This is a genomic window from Thermomonas paludicola (genome assembly GCF_024498955.1).
In the GTDB taxonomy this organism is placed as follows: domain Bacteria; phylum Pseudomonadota; class Gammaproteobacteria; order Xanthomonadales; family Xanthomonadaceae; genus Thermomonas; species Thermomonas paludicola.
Genome location: NZ_CP093311.1, coordinates 1,832,172 through 1,849,498, shown reverse-complemented (window position 1 = coordinate 1,849,498; position 17,327 = coordinate 1,832,172). Strand labels below are relative to the sequence as shown.

General features: G+C 66.4%; 16 protein-coding genes and 2 pseudogenes. 13 read left to right on the top strand and 5 right to left on the bottom strand.

Annotated features, from left to right (window positions below; all coding sequences use genetic code 11):
• Window positions 1-5: 5 nt before the first annotated feature.
• From mutY to ftsY, 3 genes and pseudogenes are all read right to left on the bottom strand, one after another.
• Window positions 6-1,049 carry an A/G-specific adenine glycosylase gene (gene mutY, locus LIW09_RS08620; RefSeq protein WP_256645245.1) on the bottom strand — a complete coding sequence of 348 codons (1,044 nt, stop codon included), beginning with the start codon at window positions 1,047-1,049 and terminating at the stop codon, window positions 6-8.
• Window positions 1,046-2,314 carry an AsmA family protein gene (locus LIW09_RS08615; RefSeq protein ID WP_256645244.1) on the bottom strand — a complete coding sequence of 423 codons (1,269 nt, stop codon included), beginning with the start codon at window positions 2,312-2,314 and terminating at the stop codon, window positions 1,046-1,048. The genes mutY and LIW09_RS08615 overlap by 4 nt, the downstream gene beginning before the upstream one ends.
• Window positions 2,311-3,363 (bottom strand): annotated as a pseudogene (gene ftsY / locus LIW09_RS08610) (signal recognition particle-docking protein FtsY); the annotation flags it as partial. The pseudogene ftsY and the gene LIW09_RS08615, both read right to left, overlap by 4 nt.
• A 96-nt stretch (window positions 3,364-3,459) precedes the next feature.
• Here ftsY and rsmD point away from each other — a divergent pair.
• The 7 genes from rsmD to LIW09_RS08575 all read left to right on the top strand — a co-directional run bounded on the left by rsmD (window position 3,460) and on the right by LIW09_RS08575 (window position 8,622).
• Entirely contained in the window at window positions 3,460-4,056 is a 597-nt protein-coding gene (rsmD, locus tag LIW09_RS08605) for a 16S rRNA (guanine(966)-N(2))-methyltransferase RsmD (RefSeq protein ID WP_256645243.1), read from the top strand.
• A 21-nt stretch (window positions 4,057-4,077) separates the two neighbouring features.
• Window positions 4,078-4,578 carry a pantetheine-phosphate adenylyltransferase gene (gene coaD, locus LIW09_RS08600; RefSeq protein WP_256645241.1) on the top strand — a complete coding sequence of 167 codons (501 nt, stop codon included), beginning with the start codon at window positions 4,078-4,080 and terminating at the stop codon, window positions 4,576-4,578.
• Window positions 4,579-4,631: 53 nt separating this feature from the next.
• Window positions 4,632-5,120, top strand: coding sequence for a hypothetical protein (locus LIW09_RS08595; protein WP_256645240.1), 489 nt, complete (start codon window positions 4,632-4,634; stop codon window positions 5,118-5,120).
• Window positions 5,121-5,213: 93 nt separating this feature from the next.
• Window positions 5,214-5,474 (top strand): YfhL family 4Fe-4S dicluster ferredoxin, encoded by a 261-nt coding sequence (locus LIW09_RS08590; protein WP_256645239.1) that lies wholly within the window; start codon window positions 5,214-5,216, stop codon window positions 5,472-5,474.
• On the top strand, window positions 5,471-7,192 hold the full coding sequence (gene ggt, locus LIW09_RS08585; protein ID WP_256645238.1) for a gamma-glutamyltransferase: 1,722 nt from the start codon (window positions 5,471-5,473) through the stop codon (window positions 7,190-7,192). Before LIW09_RS08590 ends, ggt begins: the two co-directional genes overlap by 4 nt.
• Window positions 7,193-7,259: 67 nt before the next feature.
• Entirely contained in the window at window positions 7,260-8,150 is an 891-nt protein-coding gene (locus LIW09_RS08580; protein WP_256645237.1) for an MBL fold metallo-hydrolase, read from the top strand.
• An 85-nt stretch (window positions 8,151-8,235) separates the two neighbouring features.
• A complete protein-coding gene (locus LIW09_RS08575) occupies window positions 8,236-8,622 on the top strand; it encodes an MAPEG family protein (RefSeq protein ID WP_256645236.1) in 387 nt (128 codons plus the stop codon).
• 19 nt (window positions 8,623-8,641) lie between these two features.
• Here the strand turns inward: LIW09_RS08575 and upp are convergent, their stop codons facing one another.
• Entirely contained in the window at window positions 8,642-9,274 is a 633-nt protein-coding gene (gene upp, locus LIW09_RS08570; protein ID WP_256645235.1) for a uracil phosphoribosyltransferase, read from the bottom strand.
• Between the two features lie 101 nt (window positions 9,275-9,375).
• Window positions 9,376-10,854: an aminotransferase class III-fold pyridoxal phosphate-dependent enzyme gene (locus tag LIW09_RS08565; RefSeq protein WP_256645234.1), complete on the bottom strand. Its 1,479-nt coding sequence runs from the start codon at window positions 10,852-10,854 to the stop codon at window positions 9,376-9,378.
• Window positions 10,855-10,997: 143 nt separating this feature from the next.
• Here LIW09_RS08565 and LIW09_RS08560 point away from each other — a divergent pair, with 143 nt between their 5' ends.
• The 6 genes and pseudogenes from LIW09_RS08560 (at window position 10,998) to secF (ending at window position 17,214) form a co-directional block, all read left to right on the top strand.
• A complete protein-coding gene (locus LIW09_RS08560) occupies window positions 10,998-11,429 on the top strand; it encodes an Lrp/AsnC family transcriptional regulator (protein WP_256645233.1) in 432 nt (143 codons plus the stop codon).
• Between the two features lie 40 nt (window positions 11,430-11,469).
• Window positions 11,470-12,507, top strand: a complete 1,038-nt coding sequence (gene queA, locus LIW09_RS08555) for a tRNA preQ1(34) S-adenosylmethionine ribosyltransferase-isomerase QueA (protein ID WP_256645232.1) — start codon at window positions 11,470-11,472, stop codon at window positions 12,505-12,507.
• Between the two features lie 158 nt (window positions 12,508-12,665).
• A pseudogene (tgt, locus tag LIW09_RS08550) lies at window positions 12,666-13,804 on the top strand (tRNA guanosine(34) transglycosylase Tgt); the annotation flags it as partial.
• A 170-nt stretch (window positions 13,805-13,974) separates the two neighbouring features.
• A complete protein-coding gene (gene yajC, locus LIW09_RS08545) occupies window positions 13,975-14,319 on the top strand; it encodes a preprotein translocase subunit YajC (RefSeq protein ID WP_256645230.1) in 345 nt (114 codons plus the stop codon).
• Between the two features lie 65 nt (window positions 14,320-14,384).
• The gene (gene secD, locus LIW09_RS08540) at window positions 14,385-16,226 is read left to right on the top strand and encodes a protein translocase subunit SecD (protein ID WP_256645229.1); all 1,842 of its coding nucleotides are present in this window, start codon (window positions 14,385-14,387) and stop codon (window positions 16,224-16,226) included.
• A 19-nt stretch (window positions 16,227-16,245) separates the two neighbouring features.
• Window positions 16,246-17,214 (top strand): protein translocase subunit SecF, encoded by a 969-nt coding sequence (gene secF / locus LIW09_RS08535; RefSeq protein ID WP_256645228.1) that lies wholly within the window; start codon window positions 16,246-16,248, stop codon window positions 17,212-17,214.
• Window positions 17,215-17,327: the final 113 nt, after the last annotated feature.

Sequence of the window (17,327 nt, the reverse complement as noted above, 5' to 3'; positions counted from 1 at the left end):
TGTGGTCATTCCTGTAGCAGTTTCCGGATGGGGGCGGGCAGGCCGATGGCGGAGAGCTCGTCGCGCGTCGCCCAACGCAGGTCGTCATTATCGCCAACCGCGGCGCGCGGCTGCACGCCGCGCAGGCGATGCGGGAAGATGCGCAGGCGATAGTGGCTGAACACGTGCAGGAGAAGCGCCTGTGGTTGCAGGCACTCGAAGTCATCGTGCAGATGGCGTTCAAACCAGTGCCGTGACGCCTCCGCATCGGCGTGCTCGGGCAGCGACCACAGCGCGGCCCATATGCCCGTTGGCGGGCGACGCTGCAGCAATACGCGCCCGGCCTCGTCTTCGAGGATCAGCATGTGCGCGTCGCGCTGGGGCAGTGCTTTGCCGGGCCTGGATACCGGCAGTTCGGTCGTGCGCCCGTCGCGCCGTGCCGCGCAGATTCCAGTCAATGGACAGCGCGGGCAGGCCGGGTTGGCGCGCGTGCAGAGCGTGGCGCCAAGATCCATCTGCGCCTGGGTGTAATCGGCAAATCGGGCAGCTGGCAGCAGCGATTCTGCGAGTGCCCACAGGCGCTTCTCCACGGCTGGCGTGCCGGGCCAACCCTCGATGGCGAAGACCCGGCACAGCACGCGCTTGACGTTACCGTCGAGGATTGGCGCGGGCTCGTCCCAAGCTTGCGCCAGGATCGCGCCGGCGGTGCTGCGGCCGATGCCGGGCAGCGCGATCAGCGCATCGAGGTCGGGTGGCAGGTCGCCCCCGTGCTGCGCCATGCACAACGTCGCCGCCGCGTGCAGATTGCGCGCACGGGCGTAATAGCCGAGCCCCGACCAGAGCGCCAACACCTCGTCCAGCGGCGCGCGCGCAAGCGTTGGCAGGTCGGGCAGGGCCGTCACGAAGCGGTCGAAATAGCCGGTCACCACCGACACCTGCGTCTGCTGCAGCATGATTTCGCTCAGCCAGACACGATACGGCGTGCGCGGATGCTGCCAGGGCAAGTCGTGGCGACCGTGCTGGTCGAACCACGTCAGCAGGCGCGTGGAGATCTCATGCGCGCCGGTCATGGCGTGCCGGGGACGTCGTCAAGCTGGATCTCCACGCCTTCCAGTGTTGCGCCGGAGAGTTCGAGGCGCGGCGTGGCCAGCGTGCCCACAAGCGGCGGCAATGGTGAGTTGGCAGGGTCTGCCGCCAGCCAAGCCAGTACGTCAGGCAGCCGGAAGTGCGCGTCGAAGGTCGTCGCATCCCGGCGCACTGCAAGTGAGGCGCTGCTGCTGAAATCCGGCTGTCCTGCATAGTCCAGTGCGAACGACAACGGTGATGGCGAGCCGGCAAGCGGTGCCGGCAATGCCGGCCAGGCGTCGGGCCAGCGGGCGATCGCGCCATCCAGGTGCAGGCGCAGCAGCCGGCCCAGCGAGACGCTGCCGCGCGCGCGCGCGTCCGGAATCGCGCCTGCGCCAGCCACGACGACGGTGACCGGCACCCAGCGCCAGAGGGCATTGTTGAAGGCCATCGGCCCGTACAGGCCAAGCCGGAATGGCGCGCTGGAGGTGGCCGAGAGATAGCGCCCGGCGATGCCGAGTTTGGCCGGGCGCATCACGGCTGAATCCTTGCCCAGTTGCAGCGGGCCGCTCAGCGTGACCTGCGCCGGCAGGCGCCAGGTGGCGGCGGTCAATGCCAGCGTGCCCGCGCCGGAGACATCGCTGATGCCGGCGTCCAGCAGCGCCTGCGGGTTGGCCACGCGGATTGCAAGGTTGGCGGGAATGGTGAGAGGGGCGGCCACGTAGCGCCCCCGGACATGCAGGTGCAGCGGCTGTGCGGGGTTGAAGGACGGGACGTCGATGGCCAGCTGGTCAATGCGCCAGTCGTCGTTGTCGATGCGTCCATCGCGCATCCGCAAGCCGCGGCTGAGGGTGGGAAGGCGGGTCTTCCCGGCTGGGCGCGTTGCCAGCCAGCGCTGCAGGGCCGGCAGGTCCAACCTGGGCGCATCCAGTTCGATGCGCTCCAGGCTGAGGTCATCGCCCAGCGCGCGCAGCGTGCGCCAGGGCAAGGCGACGAACACGCGCTTGGCGCGCAGCAGCGCGACGTGGTCGCCGGGGCGCTTGGCGACCAGGCCGGTCAATTCCAGCTGTGGCGTGCCGCGCAGGCGGTAATCGATCCCCGCTACATCCAGTTCGAGGCCCAGCGCGGTCGCCGCGCGTTGCAGCAGCATGCGCCCGGCGCGCTGCGGCTGCAGCAGCCACAGGGCCAGGGCGGCAAGCAGGAGCAGGGCAAGCGTGCGCCGCAGCCATCGCCGCCGCTGGAGGGGGCGTGACGTGCGCGCCTGGGTCACGTGCCCAGCGCGTCTGGCAGCAATGCGTCCACGAACGCTTCGGCATCAAACACCCGCAAATCCTCCGGGCGCTCGCCGATGCCGGCGTAGCGGATCGGGATGCCGAACTCGCGGGCCAGCGCGAACACCACGCCGCCCTTGGCGGTGCCGTCCAGCTTGGTGACCACCAGGCCGGTGATCTTGATTTTTTCGCTGAACTTGCGCACTTGGCTGATCGCGTTCTGGCCAGTGGTGCCGTCGATCACCATCAGCACCTCGTGCGGTGCGTCGGCGTCGATTTTTCGCAACACGCGCGCGACCTTGGCCAACTCATCCATCAGCCCGGCCTGCGTGTGCAGGCGCCCCGCGGTGTCGGCGATCAATACGTCCACGCCGCGCGACCTGGCGGCCTGCAGTGCGTCGAATGCCACCGAAGCGGCATCGGCATTCTGTCCCTGTGCCACCACGGGTACGCCGTTGCGTTCACCCCAGGCCTGCAGCTGCGCGACCGCAGCGGCGCGGAAGGTGTCGCCTGCCGCCAGCATCAGGCTGCGGCCCTCGTCCTTGTAGCGCCTCGCCAGCTTGCCGATGGTGGTGGTCTTGCCGACGCCGTTGACGCCGATGGTAAGCACGACGAAGGGCTTCTTCGATGCGTCGATGTGCAGCGGCTGCGCCACCGGGACCAGCAGCGCGATCAAATCCGCACGCAGCGCTTCCAGCAACGCGTTGGCATCGGCGAATTCGCGCGCCTTCATGCGCTTGCGCAGCGATTCCACCAGCTGGGTGCTGGCGCTGACGCCAACGTCGGCGGTGAGCAGGGCGGTTTCGATTTCGTCCAGCAGCGCGTCGTCGAGCTTGGGGTTGCGCGAGAACAGGCCGCCGAAGGTGCGTGCAAAGGCGCTGTCGCGCAGGCGTTCGCGCCAGCTGACTGCTTTTGCGGGGGCAGCGACAACGGCGGTTGGTTCCGGCATGCCTGTTTCGGCAATGGCGACCGCCGTCGGCGCGGGTTCGGGCAGCTCCGGGGCAGCGCTTGGGGCAGGGGCCTGAGCCGCTTCCGGCGTGGATTCTTGCGCGTCGGGTTTCTTGCGGCGGAACCAGCTGACCATGTGGCCGGGGGAATGTCGGAGAATGGCGGGCATGGTAGCACTCGCCCCCCATTCCCCCCGATGAACACGCGTCGTGCCAACCCCGCGCCGGCCTGCCCTGGAACGGTGCGCATCATCTCCGGCCGCTGGCGTGGAACCCGCCTGCCAGTGCCCGATCGTCCCGGCCTGCGCCCCACCTCGGATCGCGTACGCGAAACCCTGTTCAACTGGCTGATGCCGGTGCTGCCAGGCGCGCGGGTGCTGGATCTGTTCGCGGGAACCGGTGTGCTGGGGCTGGAGGCCGTCTCGCGCGGGGCCCGCCACGCAAGCCTGGTGGAGGCCGATCCCACGCTTGCGCGGGGCCTCGCCGAGGCCGTGCGGCGGTTGCATGCGCAGGAGCAGGTGACGGTGCACCGCAGCGATGCGCTGGCCTTCCTGCGGCAGGACGTCGGCGACGGGTATGACATCGCCTTTGTTGACCCTCCTTTTTCCGCAGGCCTGTGGGATGCCGCCATCGCCGCGCTGCCGGCAGTGATGGCTGCGCAGTCCTGGCTGTATGTGGAGTGCCCGGCTGGACACGCCCCGGCCCTGCCCGCAGAGTGGGAGCTGCATCGCGAAAACCGGACCCGCGACGTGCGCTATGCGCTGTACCGGCGCGTTACACTTGGGACTTCGTGAATACGGCGGTTTGCAGACGACATGAGCGTGGCAGCACGCATTGCGGTCTATCCCGGCACCTTCGACCCGATCACCAACGGCCATCTGGACCTGGTGAATCGGGCCGCGCCGTTGTTTGAAAAACTGGTCGTTGGCGTGGCCAGCAGCCCCAGCAAGGGGCCGGCGTTGCCACTGGAGTTGCGGGTGTCGCTGGCCCGCCAGGCGCTGGCGCACCACGCCAATGTGGAAGTGATCGGCTTCGGGTCGCTGCTGGCGCATTTCGTCCGCGAGATCGGTGCGGGCGTGCTGCTGCGCGGGCTGCGCGCGGTGTCCGACTTCGAATACGAATTCCAGATGGCCAGCATGAACCGCCACCTGATTCCGGAAGTCGAGACCCTGTTTTTGACGCCCGCCGAGCAATACGGCTTCATTTCGTCGTCGCTGGTGCGCGAAATCTCGCGACTTGGCGGAGACATCTCCGGTTTCGTGCCCGCCGCCGTTGCGGTGGCGCTTGAAGCGCAGTGGCGAGGCGGGGCGCCATGAACCAGCCCGTTGCAAGCATTGTCTTTTGTCACCGCCATCACCAGGGAAAAATCATGAATACATTGATTCGTTTGCTCGCCATTGCCTGCCTCGCGCTGCCCTTCACGGCATGCAAGAAAGACGAGGCGCCCAAGGTCGAAGCCCAGGTCGCGGTTGCGTTGCCCACCAGCAGCGCGCAGAAGGATTGGCTGCCATACGTGCAGTACAAGGTGACGCCGCACATGGCCGGGGTCACTTCGCCCCCGTTCGTCTATTTCCTGCCCAAGTCCGACGTCGAAGGGTTTGACGGCATGTATTCCCGCCAGCTGGAGAAGCTGGAGAGCGACCTGGGGCGCGGGATCATCGAAGGCAACATGCTGGTGTTCACCTCGCCCGAGCCCGAGAAGGAAGTCGAGATGATCGAAGCCGCATTCAAGCAGGTGCCGGCGGGCACCATGAAGGGCGTCAAGGTGATCTTCATCGGAACGCCGATTCTGGGCGAGCGGGTGAAGTCGGCGGTCGAGCCTGCTGGCGTCAACTACATCTTCGAAGAAGCGAAGTGAGGAATCCGGCCGCGGCCGACGGTCGGCTGCGGCCCTGCGGATTCGCCGGCGCGCGCGGGCAGCCCGCGTTCGCCGGAATGACGGCCTGACACCATGGCGCTGAAAATCAACGAACTTTGCATCAACTGCGACGTTTGCGAGCCTGCCTGCCCGAACGACGCGATTTCGATGGGGCCGGACATCTACGTGATCGACCCTGCCCTGTGCACGGAATGCGTGGGCCATTTCGACGAACCGCAGTGCGTGGCGGTATGCCCGGTGGAATGCATCGATCCTGATCCGGAGCATCCCGAAACGCAGGAGCAGCTGCTGGCGAAGTTGGCCCGCTTGCAGGCTGAAGGAGTGGCGCAATGAAGTACGTTGCAGGCTTGTTCCTGGCGCTGCTGCTGCCGCTGTCCCCGGTGGCGCAGGCGCAGGCAGTCCCGGCGCACCCGCCCGGCGCCGCCATCGCTTCCGCGCATGCCCTGGCCACCCAGGCCGGCATCGACATCATCAAGCAGGGCGGCAATGCGTTCGACGCGGCGGTGGCGGTGTCGGCAACGCTGTCGGTGGTGGAGCCGATCAGCTCGGGGCTCGGCGGCGGTGGCCTGTGGCTGCTGCACGATGCCAGGAGCGGGCGCGACGTGTTCGTGGATGGGCGCGAGACGTCGCCGGCTTCGGCCACGCCCGGGAAATTCCTGGACAAGCACGGCAACCTCGATCCCGAGCGCTCGCAGAATGGCCCTTGGTCGGCTGGTATTCCCGGCCTGCCGGCGATGCTGGTGCACGTGGCCGAGCGCTACGGCCGGCTGCCGCTGCGGCAGTCGCTGGCGCCGGCGATTGGCATTGCCCGTGACGGCTTTCCCGTTTATTCGCGGCTGGCCCAGGCCTATCAGGTCAAGCGGTCGGTCATGGACCGCTACCCGGGCACGCGTGCGGTGTTCTCGCCGAACGGCAAACCCATCCAGGCGGCCGACCTGTTCCGCCAGCCGGATCTTGCCGCAACCCTGCAGCGCTTGGCCAACCAGGGGTTTGAAGGCTTTTATCGTGGCCCGGTGGCACGCAAGCTGGTCGCCGGGGTCAATGCGCAGGGCGGGCAATGGACGCTGGATGAATTGGCCGGCTATCGCGTCAAGGAGCGCGCGCCGATCCGCTTTCGCTATCACGAATGGAACATCACGACCGCGCCGCCGGTGTCGTCGGGCGGCATCGCGCTTGCGCAAATGCTGCAGATCCTCGAACCGTACGATCTCAACGCGATGCCGGAAGCCGAGCGCGTGCACCTGGTGGTGGAATCCATGCGCCGGGCCTACCGAGACCGCACGTTCTACCTGGGTGACCCCGATTTCGTGCAGGTGCCGCAGAAGCTGCTGACCAGTGCCGACTACGCCGCCGGCCTGCGGGCGTCGATCAATCCGGACAAGGCCACGCCCAGCGCCCTGCTGTCGGGCCAGCCGACGCCGCTGGAAGGCGAGGAAACCACGCATTTTTCGATCATCGATGCCGACGGCAATCGCGTTGCCGCCACGCAGACGGTGAACCTGCTGTTCGGCTCCGGCCTGGTGCCGCCCGGCACCGGCGTGCTGCTCAACGACGAGATGGACGATTTCGCGCTGAAACCCGGCACGCCCAACGCGTTTGGCGTGATGGGCTATGCGGCCAATGCGCCAAAACCCGGCAAGCGCATGCTCAGCTCGATGACGCCGACCTTCATGGAATCGCCGGACAAGGTGGCGGTGCTGGGCACGCCCGGCGGCAGCCGCATCATCACCATGGTGTTGCTGGGCATCCTGGGCTACGACGCGGGCCTGGATGCGCAGCAGGTGGCGGCGTTGCCGCGCTATCACCACCAGTGGTTGCCGGACGTGATCGAGGCAGAGCCCGGGGCGATTTCGGCGGAGGCCACCAAGGCTTTGCAGGCGATGGGCCACGCGCTGGATTTGCCGCCGGCGCAAGCCGAAGGCGGGCGCGGCTCCAGCCACGTCTGGGGCAACCTGGAAACGGTGGAATGGGACCGTCGCAGCAACCGCCTGCTGGGTGGCAGCGATCCTCGTTCCGAAGAGGCGCAAGCGCAGACGCTGGTTTTGCACTGAGTCCATGCGCGGGCCAAGCCGGCACGCCGGCTCGGCGATTCACTTATGCAGGCGTAAAGTCATTTCGATGAAACTCTGGTCGATCCCCGGCAATTCGCAAAAGCTCGACGGCGGTGCGATGTTCGGCAACGCGCCTCGCGCCCTGTGGGAGCGCTGGGTGGCGGTGGATGCGCACAACCGCATCGACCTCGCCTGTCGCGCGCTGCTGGCCAGTCCGCTCAACGGCAAGACCGTGCTGTTCGAAACCGGCATCGGCGCATTCTTCGCTCCGGCGCTGCGCGAGCGCTACGGCGTTGTCGAAGAGCGCCATGTGCTGCTGGAATCGCTGGGCCAAGCCGGTTTCAGCCACGAGGACATCGACGTGGTGGTGCTCTCGCACCTGCACTTCGACCACGCCGGCGGCCTGCTGGCGCCATGGGCGGAAGGCCGTGCACCGCAGCTGCTGTTCCCCAATGCCACCTTCGTGGTCGGCGCCAAACACTGGCAGCGCGCGCTGCATCCGCATCCGCGCGATCGCGCCAGTTTCATCCCCGAGTTGCCGGGTTTGCTGGACGCCAGCGGTCGGTTGGAACTGGTGGAGGGTGACTGGTCGCCAACGCTGGGCCAGAGCGTGCGTTTTCATCACAGCGACGGGCATACGCCCGGCCTGCTGCTGGCGGAAATCGTTGGCCCCGAGCGGGTCAACGGCCAGGCGCATGGCGGCGTGGTGTTCTGCGCGGACCTGATCCCGGGCCGGCCGTGGGTGCACGTGCCAATCACCATGGGTTACGACCGCTGCGCCGAAACGTTGATCGACGAAAAGCGCGCGTTTCTGGAAGACAAGTTGGCGCGCAACGTGCATCTGTTCTTCACCCACGATGCCGGCTGCGCGCTGGCACAGGTGACGCGTGATGAAAAGGGCCGCTTTGCAACCACGCACGAATCCCCTGAGCTGCATGCGCGCGTGCTCGGCAGCTGATGCCTGCCCGCGCGCTGCCGCCCACGCCGGTGCTGCTGGTTGGCAACCGGCACCCTGATACGTCCACGCTGCCTGGAGTTGCCTGATGCCAAAAATCACTCTGCTGTTCGCATCCCTGCATGTCCTGTTGATGCTGGTTCTGCTGATGCGCATTTCGCGGCATCGGCATGGGCACAAGATCGGCCTGGGCGATGGCGGGGATGCCGTACTTGCGCGCAAGGTGCGCGTGCACGGCAATTTCAGCGAGCACGTCCCGTTTGCGCTGCTGATGCTGGGCTTGCTGGAGCTGTGCGGGCTGCCTGCGCCGTGGCTGTGGGCGTTCGGCGCGGCGCTGTTGCTGGGGCGGCTGATGCACGCCGTTGGTCTGTCGGCGACTGCCGGCTATTCGTTTGGCCGCTTCACGGGAACCGCGTTGACCTGGCTCGTGTTTTTGTTGATGGCGCTCGCCGGGCTGTGGCTCGCAGCGGGCTGAACGCCCGCCAGCGACGTGCTCAATCCACCGGGGTGCCGAACAGGCGATCCCCGGCATCGCCCAAGCCCGGATGGATGTAGGCGTTTTCGTCGAGCCGCTGGTCAACCGCCGCGACATAGACCTCGATATCCGGATGTGCGGCTTCCAGTGCGCGCAGCCCTTCCGGCGCGGCAACCAGGAAAATGCATTTGATGCGCGGGCAGCCCGCGTCCTTCAGCAGCTGGATCGCGGCGATGGCGCTTCCGCCGGTGGCCAGCATCGGGTCGATCAGCAGCGCCATGCGCTGCTCCATGCGATCCGCCAGGCGCTGGTAATAGCCTTCCGGGCGGTGCGTGGTTTCATTGCGGCGCAACCCAACCACGCTGACCGGCGCGGCCGGCAGCAGCGCCTGCACGCCCGGCAGGAAGCCGAGGCCGGCGCGCAGGATCGGCACCAGGGTCAGGTCTTCGCCGCGCACGTGCTCGACCTGCAGCGGGCCGGCCCAGGTGGGCACGGTCATGGTTTCCGTGGGCAGGTCGCGGGTGGCCTCGAATGCCAGCAGGGCGGCGATCTCGCCGGCGAACTGGCGGAAATGCACCGGATCCGTGCTGATGTCGCGCAGCTTGCCAAGCTTGTGGCGCACCAAGGGGTGATCGACTTCGACGATTTTCATCGGGACAGGCTAACCGAAAGTGCGCCGTTGGGCACAAACAAACGGGGCGCCGGATGGGCGCCCCGCTGGGTATTGCGGCGTGGGGATCGAGCGGCCGTCGATCAGGCCACGCGCGGGCCTTCCAGCAGCGCGCGCTTGACGGTGGCGACCACCAGCTCCAGCTCGGCCTTGGTCACCGCGAAGTGCGGGGTGAAGCGCAGCGAGTTCTCGCCGCCATGGATCACGCCGATGCCGTGCTCGCGCATCCACTCTTCGGTGGAGCCGGCGCCGTAGCCCTTGAAGCTCTTGGTCAGCTCGCAGGAGAACAGCAGGCCGGTGCCCTGCACCTTGGTGATGGGGCCGTTCAACTCCGCCTTCAGTGCCTCCAGCAGGGCAACGGCATCGCGCCCACGCTGCTGGATGTTGGCGCGCAGCTCGGGGGTGAGCTGGCCGAGGACGGTGCAGGCCACGTCCAGCGCGCGCGGGTTGGCGGTCATGGTGTTGCCGTACAGCCCGCGCTTGTAAATCTCGCCGGCGTGCTCGCCCACTGCCAGCACCGACAGCGGGTATTGGCCGGCGTTCAGTGCCTTGGAATAGGTTTCCATGTCCGGGGCTTCGACCTTCTCGAAACCCGGATAGTCCACCAGCGACAGGTAGCCGGTGGTGCGCAGGCCAGCCTGGATCGAGTCCACCAGCAGCAGGCTGCCGTGGCTGCGGGTCAGGTCGCGGGCAAGCGTGTAGAAGTCCGGCGGCACGCTGCGGCCCGGGTCGCCTTCGCCCATCACCGGTTCCAGGAACATCGCCTCGATGAACCAGCCGTTGGCATCCGCATCGGCAAAGATCCGGCGCAGGGCATCCATGTCGTAGGGCGCAACGGTCAGTACCGAATCCTCGCCGCGGAAGCTGGCCAGATACTGCATGTAGGTCTTGCGGCTGGAGTCGGAGTACAGCGCCGGGCGTTCGGTACGGCCGTGGAATGCGCCCTTGACCACCAGGCGCTTGATCGCCTTGCCGGCGTGACGCGCGCCAGCGTCGGTCATGTTCTTGGCATTGGCGTCGACGATGCGCGAGGCCAGCGACACCGATTCCGAACCCGAATTCAGGCACATGAAGGCGGTGTAGGGACAGCCGCCGCGCGTCTGCCCGATCTCCTTGCGCATCGCCTTGGCAAAGCGCAGCTGCGAGACGTTCGGGGTCATGATGTTGGCCATCGACTGCGGCTTGGCCATTGCGTCCAGCACTGCCTGCGGCGAGTGGCCCAGACCCAGCATGCCGTAGCCGCCGGTGTCGTACAGCACCGCGCCCTTCAGGGTGATGATCCACGGTCCGCGTGCGGTCAGTGCCACATAGGGGTTGGTGGCATCGGCGGCGTAGAAGTTGATGAAGCCGGCCTGCACGGCCTGCGCCTGCGCGTCTTCGTCCAGCGCCAGAAGCTCCGGGAATTCGCTGCGGATGCGCTCGAATTCGACCGCGGCGGCGGCGATGGCTTCACCCAGCTGCGGGTCGCGCGCGGCGAAATCCAGAATGGTGGCATCGTCCAGGCCAGTGGTGCGGGCCTTGCCGTTGGCGCGAAGAGGGGCGAGGGTGTCGAGCAGGCGCATGAGTGTTCTCCCGGAGATGTGCCTGGCCAGTACGTGATGACTGGCCGCAAAGCGCCATTATCGCGGGTTCCACGTCACAAGGTAGGGGCGATTCGCCCTTATTGCCCGGCAGTTCGGGCGAAATGCCTTTATTATCCGGCGATATGCGAATTTCAGCCGCCGACGAGCTCCTGCTTTCCATCCTGCGCGAGGATGCCCGTGCCGCCACCGCCGACATTGCCCGCCGGCTGGGCCTGTCGCGCACCACGGTGCAAAACCGCATTGCACGGCTGGAGCAGCAGGGCGTGATCCGCGGCTATACCGTGCGTATCGACGACGAGTTGGAGCGCAGCCGCATCCGCGCGCACATCCTGATCACCCTGCGTCCCAAGCAGATGACCGCGGTGGTGAAGGCGCTGCAGGCCATGCACGAGGTGCGGGTGCTGTATTCGATCAGCGGCGGGCATGATCTGATCGCGCTGGCAGTGACGGCCACGGTAGGCGAGATGGACGTGCTGACAGATCGTATTGGTGCCATCGATGGCGTGGAGCGCACCAATACCTCGATCATCCTGTCGACCAAGTTCGAGCGCTGACGCGACATACAATGCGCGGTTCCCCTGCCGTTCCCGTCCCTTGAAAACGTCCGATTTCCACTACGACCTTCCGCCTGAGCTGATCGCCCAGGCCCCGCTGCCCGAGCGTTCCGCCAGCCGCCTGCTGCACGTGCCGCCGGGCGATGTGCCCTTCGCCGACCTGCACGTGCGCGATCTGCCGTCGCTGCTGCAGCCCGGCGACCTGCTGGTGTTCAACGACACCCGGGTGATTCCGGCGCGGTTGTTCGGAATGAAGGCCACCGGTGGGCGGGTGGAGATCCTGATCGAGCGCCTGTTGCCCGGCAACGAAGCACGTGTGCAGCTGGGCGTGAGCAAGTCGCCGCAGCCCGGCAGCCGGATCGCGCTGGATGCCGGCGGCGAGGCCGAGGTGCTGGGGCGCGAAGACAGCTTCTGGCGGCTGCGCTTTCATGTCGGGCAGGCGCTGGAAGGTTGGTTGCAGCACGCCGGCCGCATGCCGCTGCCGCCGTACATCCAGCGCGAGCCCGGCGCTGATGATGTCGAGCGTTACCAGACCGTGTTTGCGCGGGAAATCGGCGCGGTCGCCGCGCCGACCGCCGGCCTGCATTTCGACGAGCCGTTGCTGGATGCGCTGCGCGCACGCGGGGTCCACTTTGGTCACGTCACCCTGCACGTTGGCGCGGGAACCTTCCAGCCGGTACGGGTGGACGACGTGCATCAGCACCGGATGCACAGTGAATGGATCAATGTCGGCGCGGAGCTGGTGCAGCAGGTACGGCAGGCCCGCGCCGCTGGCGGGCGGGTCATTGCGGTCGGCACCACGGTGGTGCGGGCGCTGGAAAGCGCGCTGGTCGATGGCGAACTGCTGCCGTTCGCGGGCGATACCAGCATCTTCATCTTCCCCGGCTACAGGATCCGCAGCATCGACGCGCTGATGACCAACTTCCATCTGCCGGAAAGCACGCTGCTGATGCTGGTGTCGGCGTTCGCCGGCAAGCAGCGGATGTTCGCCGCCTACGAACACGCGGTGCGCCAGCGCTACCGCTTCTTCAGCTATGGCGATGCGATGCTGCTGTGGCCTGAAGATGCTGGCGTTTGAGTGCTGTTGTCCGTCGTTCCCGCGAATGCTGTTGCCCGTCATTCCCGCGAAGGCGGGAATCCAGCTTCTGCTATCGCCTTTCCGGAATACGAGCGTATCAATCACAGCGAAGAGCTGGATTCCCGCCTTCGCGGGAATGACGGCGTGAAGGATCCACGATGAGCCGAATGCACTTCAATCTCCTGAAAACCGACGGCGCCGCCCGCCGCGGCCGCATCACCTTCCCGCGCGGGGTCATCGAGACGCCCGCGTTCATGCCGGTGGGCACCTACGGCTCGGTCAAGGGCGTGCTGCCGCAGCAGGTGCGCGACCTCGGCGCGCAGATCATCCTCGGCAACACCTTCCACCTGTTCCTGCGGCCGGGGCTGGAGGTCATCGAGGCGCACGGTGGCCTGCACGGCTTCGCCCGCTGGGACGGGCCGATCCTGACCGACTCCGGCGGCTTCCAGGTGTTCTCGCTGGCGCACCGCCGCAAGATCACCGAGGCCGGCGTGACCTTCGCCGCCCCCACCGACGGCCGCAAGGTGTTCCTTGGCCCGGAAGAATCCATGCACGTCCAGAAGGTGCTGGGCAGCGACATCGTGATGATCTTCGACGAGTGCCCGCCGGTGAACGATAAGCACGGCCAGCCGGTGCACCGCCGGGTGGTCGAGAAGTCGATGGAGCTGTCGCTGCGCTGGGCCGAACGGTCCAAGAAGGCGCACGAGGGCAACGACGCGGCGCTGTTCGGCATCGTCCAGGGCGGCGTGCACCACGATCTGCGCACGCTGTCGGCGCAGGGCCTGCAGAAGATCGGCTTCGACGGCTACGCGGTCGGCGGGCTGGCGGTCGGCGAGAGCGAGGACGAGCGCAACGCCATGCTCGACCACACCTGCCCGCAGCTGCCGCAGGATCGCCCGCGCTACCTGATGGGCGTGGGCCGGCCGGAAGACCTGGTGGAGGCGGTGGCGCGCGGCATCGACATGTTCGACTGCGTGATGCCGACCCGCAACGCCCGCAACGGCCATTTCTTCACCTCGACCGGCGTGGTGCGCGTGCGCAATGCGCAGTACGAGCACGACACGCGGCCGATCGAGGAGGGTTGCGACTGCGTGGCCTGCGCCGGCGGCTTCAGCCGCAGCTACCTGCGCCACCTCGACCGCTGCAACGAAATGCTGGCGCCGATGCTGGGCACGCTGCACAACCTGCGCTACTACCAGAGGCTGATGGCGCAGATGCGCGATGCGATCGCCGGCGGAACTTTCGCGGCGTTCCGCGAGTCCTTCTACGCCGCGCGCCGGCTTTAGCTCCATCCCTTTCGCGTAGCGAAGGGGAGGGTTGGGGAGGGGTGCTCTTCGCGCCAAATGCCGAAAAGAGCAACCCCTTCCCGGCCTCCCCCTGCTTGGCAAGGGGAGGAGACAAGCTGGGCATGGCATAATCATCAGCTGGCCTCGGCCAGCCTTTCGTTTTCGCAGACACGGATTCCCGATGAACCCGCTTGATTTCCTGATTCCCGTTGCCCATGCCCAAGCTGCCGGTCAAACCGCGGCGCCCGGCGGCATGATGTCCACCCTGCTGTTTCCGGTCATCCTGATCGCGATCATGTACTTCCTGATGATCCGCCCGCAGATGAAGCGGCAAAAAGAGCACAAGAGCATGCTGGACAAGCTGGGCAAGGGTGATGAAGTCATCACCAACGGCGGCATCGCCGGCGTGGTGACCAACATGGGTGAGAGCTTCATCACCGTGGAAGTGGCCAATGGCGTGCAGCTGCGCGTGCAGAAGGGCGCCATCGCCAGTGTCCTGCCCAAGGGCACGCTGAAGTCCGCCTGATCCACCTTTCCGTTTCGTTTGCCATGACCTGACGCCCGCTGGCTGGCGTCGAGCAGGATCCTGCAATGCTTGAATTCCCGCGCTGGAAATATGTCCTCATCCTGGTGATCCTGGCGATCAGCGTGCTGTATTCGCTGCCCAACAAGTACCAGAAGGATCCGTCCGTCCAGATCACCGCCAACCGCGGTTCGCAAGTCGATGATGCGCTGAAGTCGCAGGTTGCCGCAATTCTGGACGCGGCGCACCTTGCGCCCAAGTCGATCGGCAAGGAAGGCGACAACCTGGTCGTGCGCCTTGCTTCGCTGGACGATCAGACCCGCGCCAATGACCTGATCCGCGAAAAAGTGGGCGATGGGTACATCGTTGCGTTGAACCTGGCCTCCACCGTGCCCGATTGGCTCACCAGGCTGCATGGCAAGCCGATGGTGCTGGGTCTGGATCTGGTCGGCGGCGTGCACTTTGCGATGCAGGTGGACAAGCAGGCGGCGGTGGACAAGCGCTTCGAGGCATTTGCCGACGACATCCGCACCACCCTGCGCGAAGCGCGCGTGGGCTATCGCTCGGTCGAGCGCAGCGGCACCAGCACGCTGCGCGTCGTGCTGTCCAACGCAGCCGACGCCGACAAGGCGCGGGCTGCGCTGGTCAAGGCGCAGTCAACCCTGACCTATGCCAGCGATGCATCCGGCATCCTGGTCACCGTGCCGCAGGCGGAAATGCAGCAGATCGCCTCCAGCGCGATCGAGCAGAACCTGACCACGCTGCGCAATCGCGTCAATGAATTGGGCGTGGCCGAGCCGATCATCCAGCGCCAGGGCGAGGATCGCATCGTGGTCGAGTTGCCGGGCGTGCAGGACACCGCCGAAGCCAAGCGCATGATCGGCGCGACCGCGACCCTCGAATATCGCGCGGTGGTGGATGGCAATGCGCAGGAAGCCGCGGACAGCGGCCGCATCCCGCCCGAGGCGCGCCTGTACCGCGACCGTGCCGGGCGCCCGGTGCTGCTCAACAAGCGCGTCATCGCCACCGGCGACCAGATGGTCACTGCCAGCACGGCCACCGACCAGAACGGCATGCCGGCGGTCAGCGTGACCCTCAACGGCGTGGGCGGCCAGCGCATGTTCGACTTCACCAGCGCCAACGTCGGCAAGCCGATGGCGGTGGTGTACACCGAGCGCATCCCGCAGGTGACCATGGTCGATGGCAAGGAAGTGCGCAGCTTCAAGGTCAAGGAAGAAGTGATTTCCGTGGCCAACATCAGCGGCGTGTTCGGCAAGCAGTTCCAGACCACCGGGCTGGAGCGCGAGGAAGCCGACAACCTGTCCAAGCTGCTGCGCGCCGGCTCGCTGGCCGCGCCGATGGACTTCGTCGAGGAGTACGTGATCGGCCCGAGCCTGGGCGCGGAAAACGTGGCCCGCGGCATCAAGGCGGTGACGTTCTCGTTCCTGTTCACGCTGGTGTTCTTCGGCATCTACTACCGCATGTTCGGTTTCATCACGTCGGTGGCGTTGCTGTTCAACCTGCTGATCGTGGTGGCGGTGATGTCGATGTTCGGCGCCACCATGACCCTGCCGGGCTTCGCCGGCCTGGCGCTGTCGGTGGGCCTGTCGGTGGACGCCAACGTGCTGATCAACGAGCGCATCCGCGAGGAGTTGCGGCTGGGAATGCCGGCCAAGTCGGCCATCTCGGAGGGTTATGAGCGTGCGTCGCACACCATCATGGACGCCAACCTGACTGGCCTGATCGTGGGCGTGGCCCTGTATGCATTCGGCACCGGGCCGCTGAAGGGCTTTGCGCTGACCATGATCATCGGCATCTTCGCTTCGATGTTTACCGCGATCACCGTGTCGCGCGCGCTTGCGTCGCTGATTTACGGCCGCCGCAAGAAGCTGCAGTCCGTGGCGATCTGACGGGACAAGGACTATCTGCATGAAACTGTTTCCGCTTCACCTCATCCCGAACGACACCACCATCGACTTCATGCGCCACCGCCGTCCGGTGTTGGCGTTCATGCTGGTGCTGCTGATCGCGTCAATCGCCATCATCGGCCTGAAGGGCTTCAGCTTCGCGCTGGAGTTCACCGGCGGCACCATGGTGCGCACGCATTTCGAACATCCGATCCACGTGGACAAGGTGCGCGAACGCCTGGTCACGGCGGGCATCCACAACGCGCAGGTACAGAGCGTTGGCGGCGGCAACGACGTGATGGTTCGCCTGCAGCCCGAGAAAGAGCACAACAACGCCGCGGATGCAGCGCAGCAGGTGGCCGACAAGGTGCGGGCGGCCGTCACCACGTCGGACAATCCGGCCACGGTGCAGCCGGGCGAGTTCGTGGGCCCGCAGGTGGGCCGCGATCTGGCGATGAATGGCGTGTATGCCACCTTGTTCATGCTGGTCGGCTTCCTGGTGTACATCGCCGCGCGCTTCGAGTTGAAGTTCGCATTGGTGGCCAGCATCACCGCGTTCTTCGACCTGATCCTGACCATCGCCTACATGTCGATGCTGGGGCGCGAGTTCGACCTGACCGTGCTTGCAGGCCTGCTGTCGGTGATGGGGTTCGCGGTCAACGACATCATCGTGGTGTTCGACCGAGTGCGTGAAAATTTCCGCAGCCTGCGCGTCGATTCGCTGGAAGTGCTGAACCGTTCGATCAACCAGACCTTGTCGCGCACGATTATTACGGCGGTGATGTTCTTCCTGTCCGCGATGGCGCTGTACCTGTACGGCGGCCAGTCGATGGAAGGGCTGGCGGAAACCCACATGATCGGCGCGATCATCGTGGTGGTGTCTTCGGTGATCGTGGCGGTGCCGATGCTGACCATCGGGCCGTTCAGGGTCTCCAAGCAGGATCTGATGCCGAAGGCCAAGGATCACGCCGAACTGGCGCGGCGCCCCTGAGCCACAGGCGTTTTTGGATCATCGGAACGGAAAAGGCCGCGCATTGCGCGGCCTTTCCTTTGGTGCTTCCGGGGTGTTGGCGGTTGCCTGGAATGTGCCGGCAACCGCTGCGT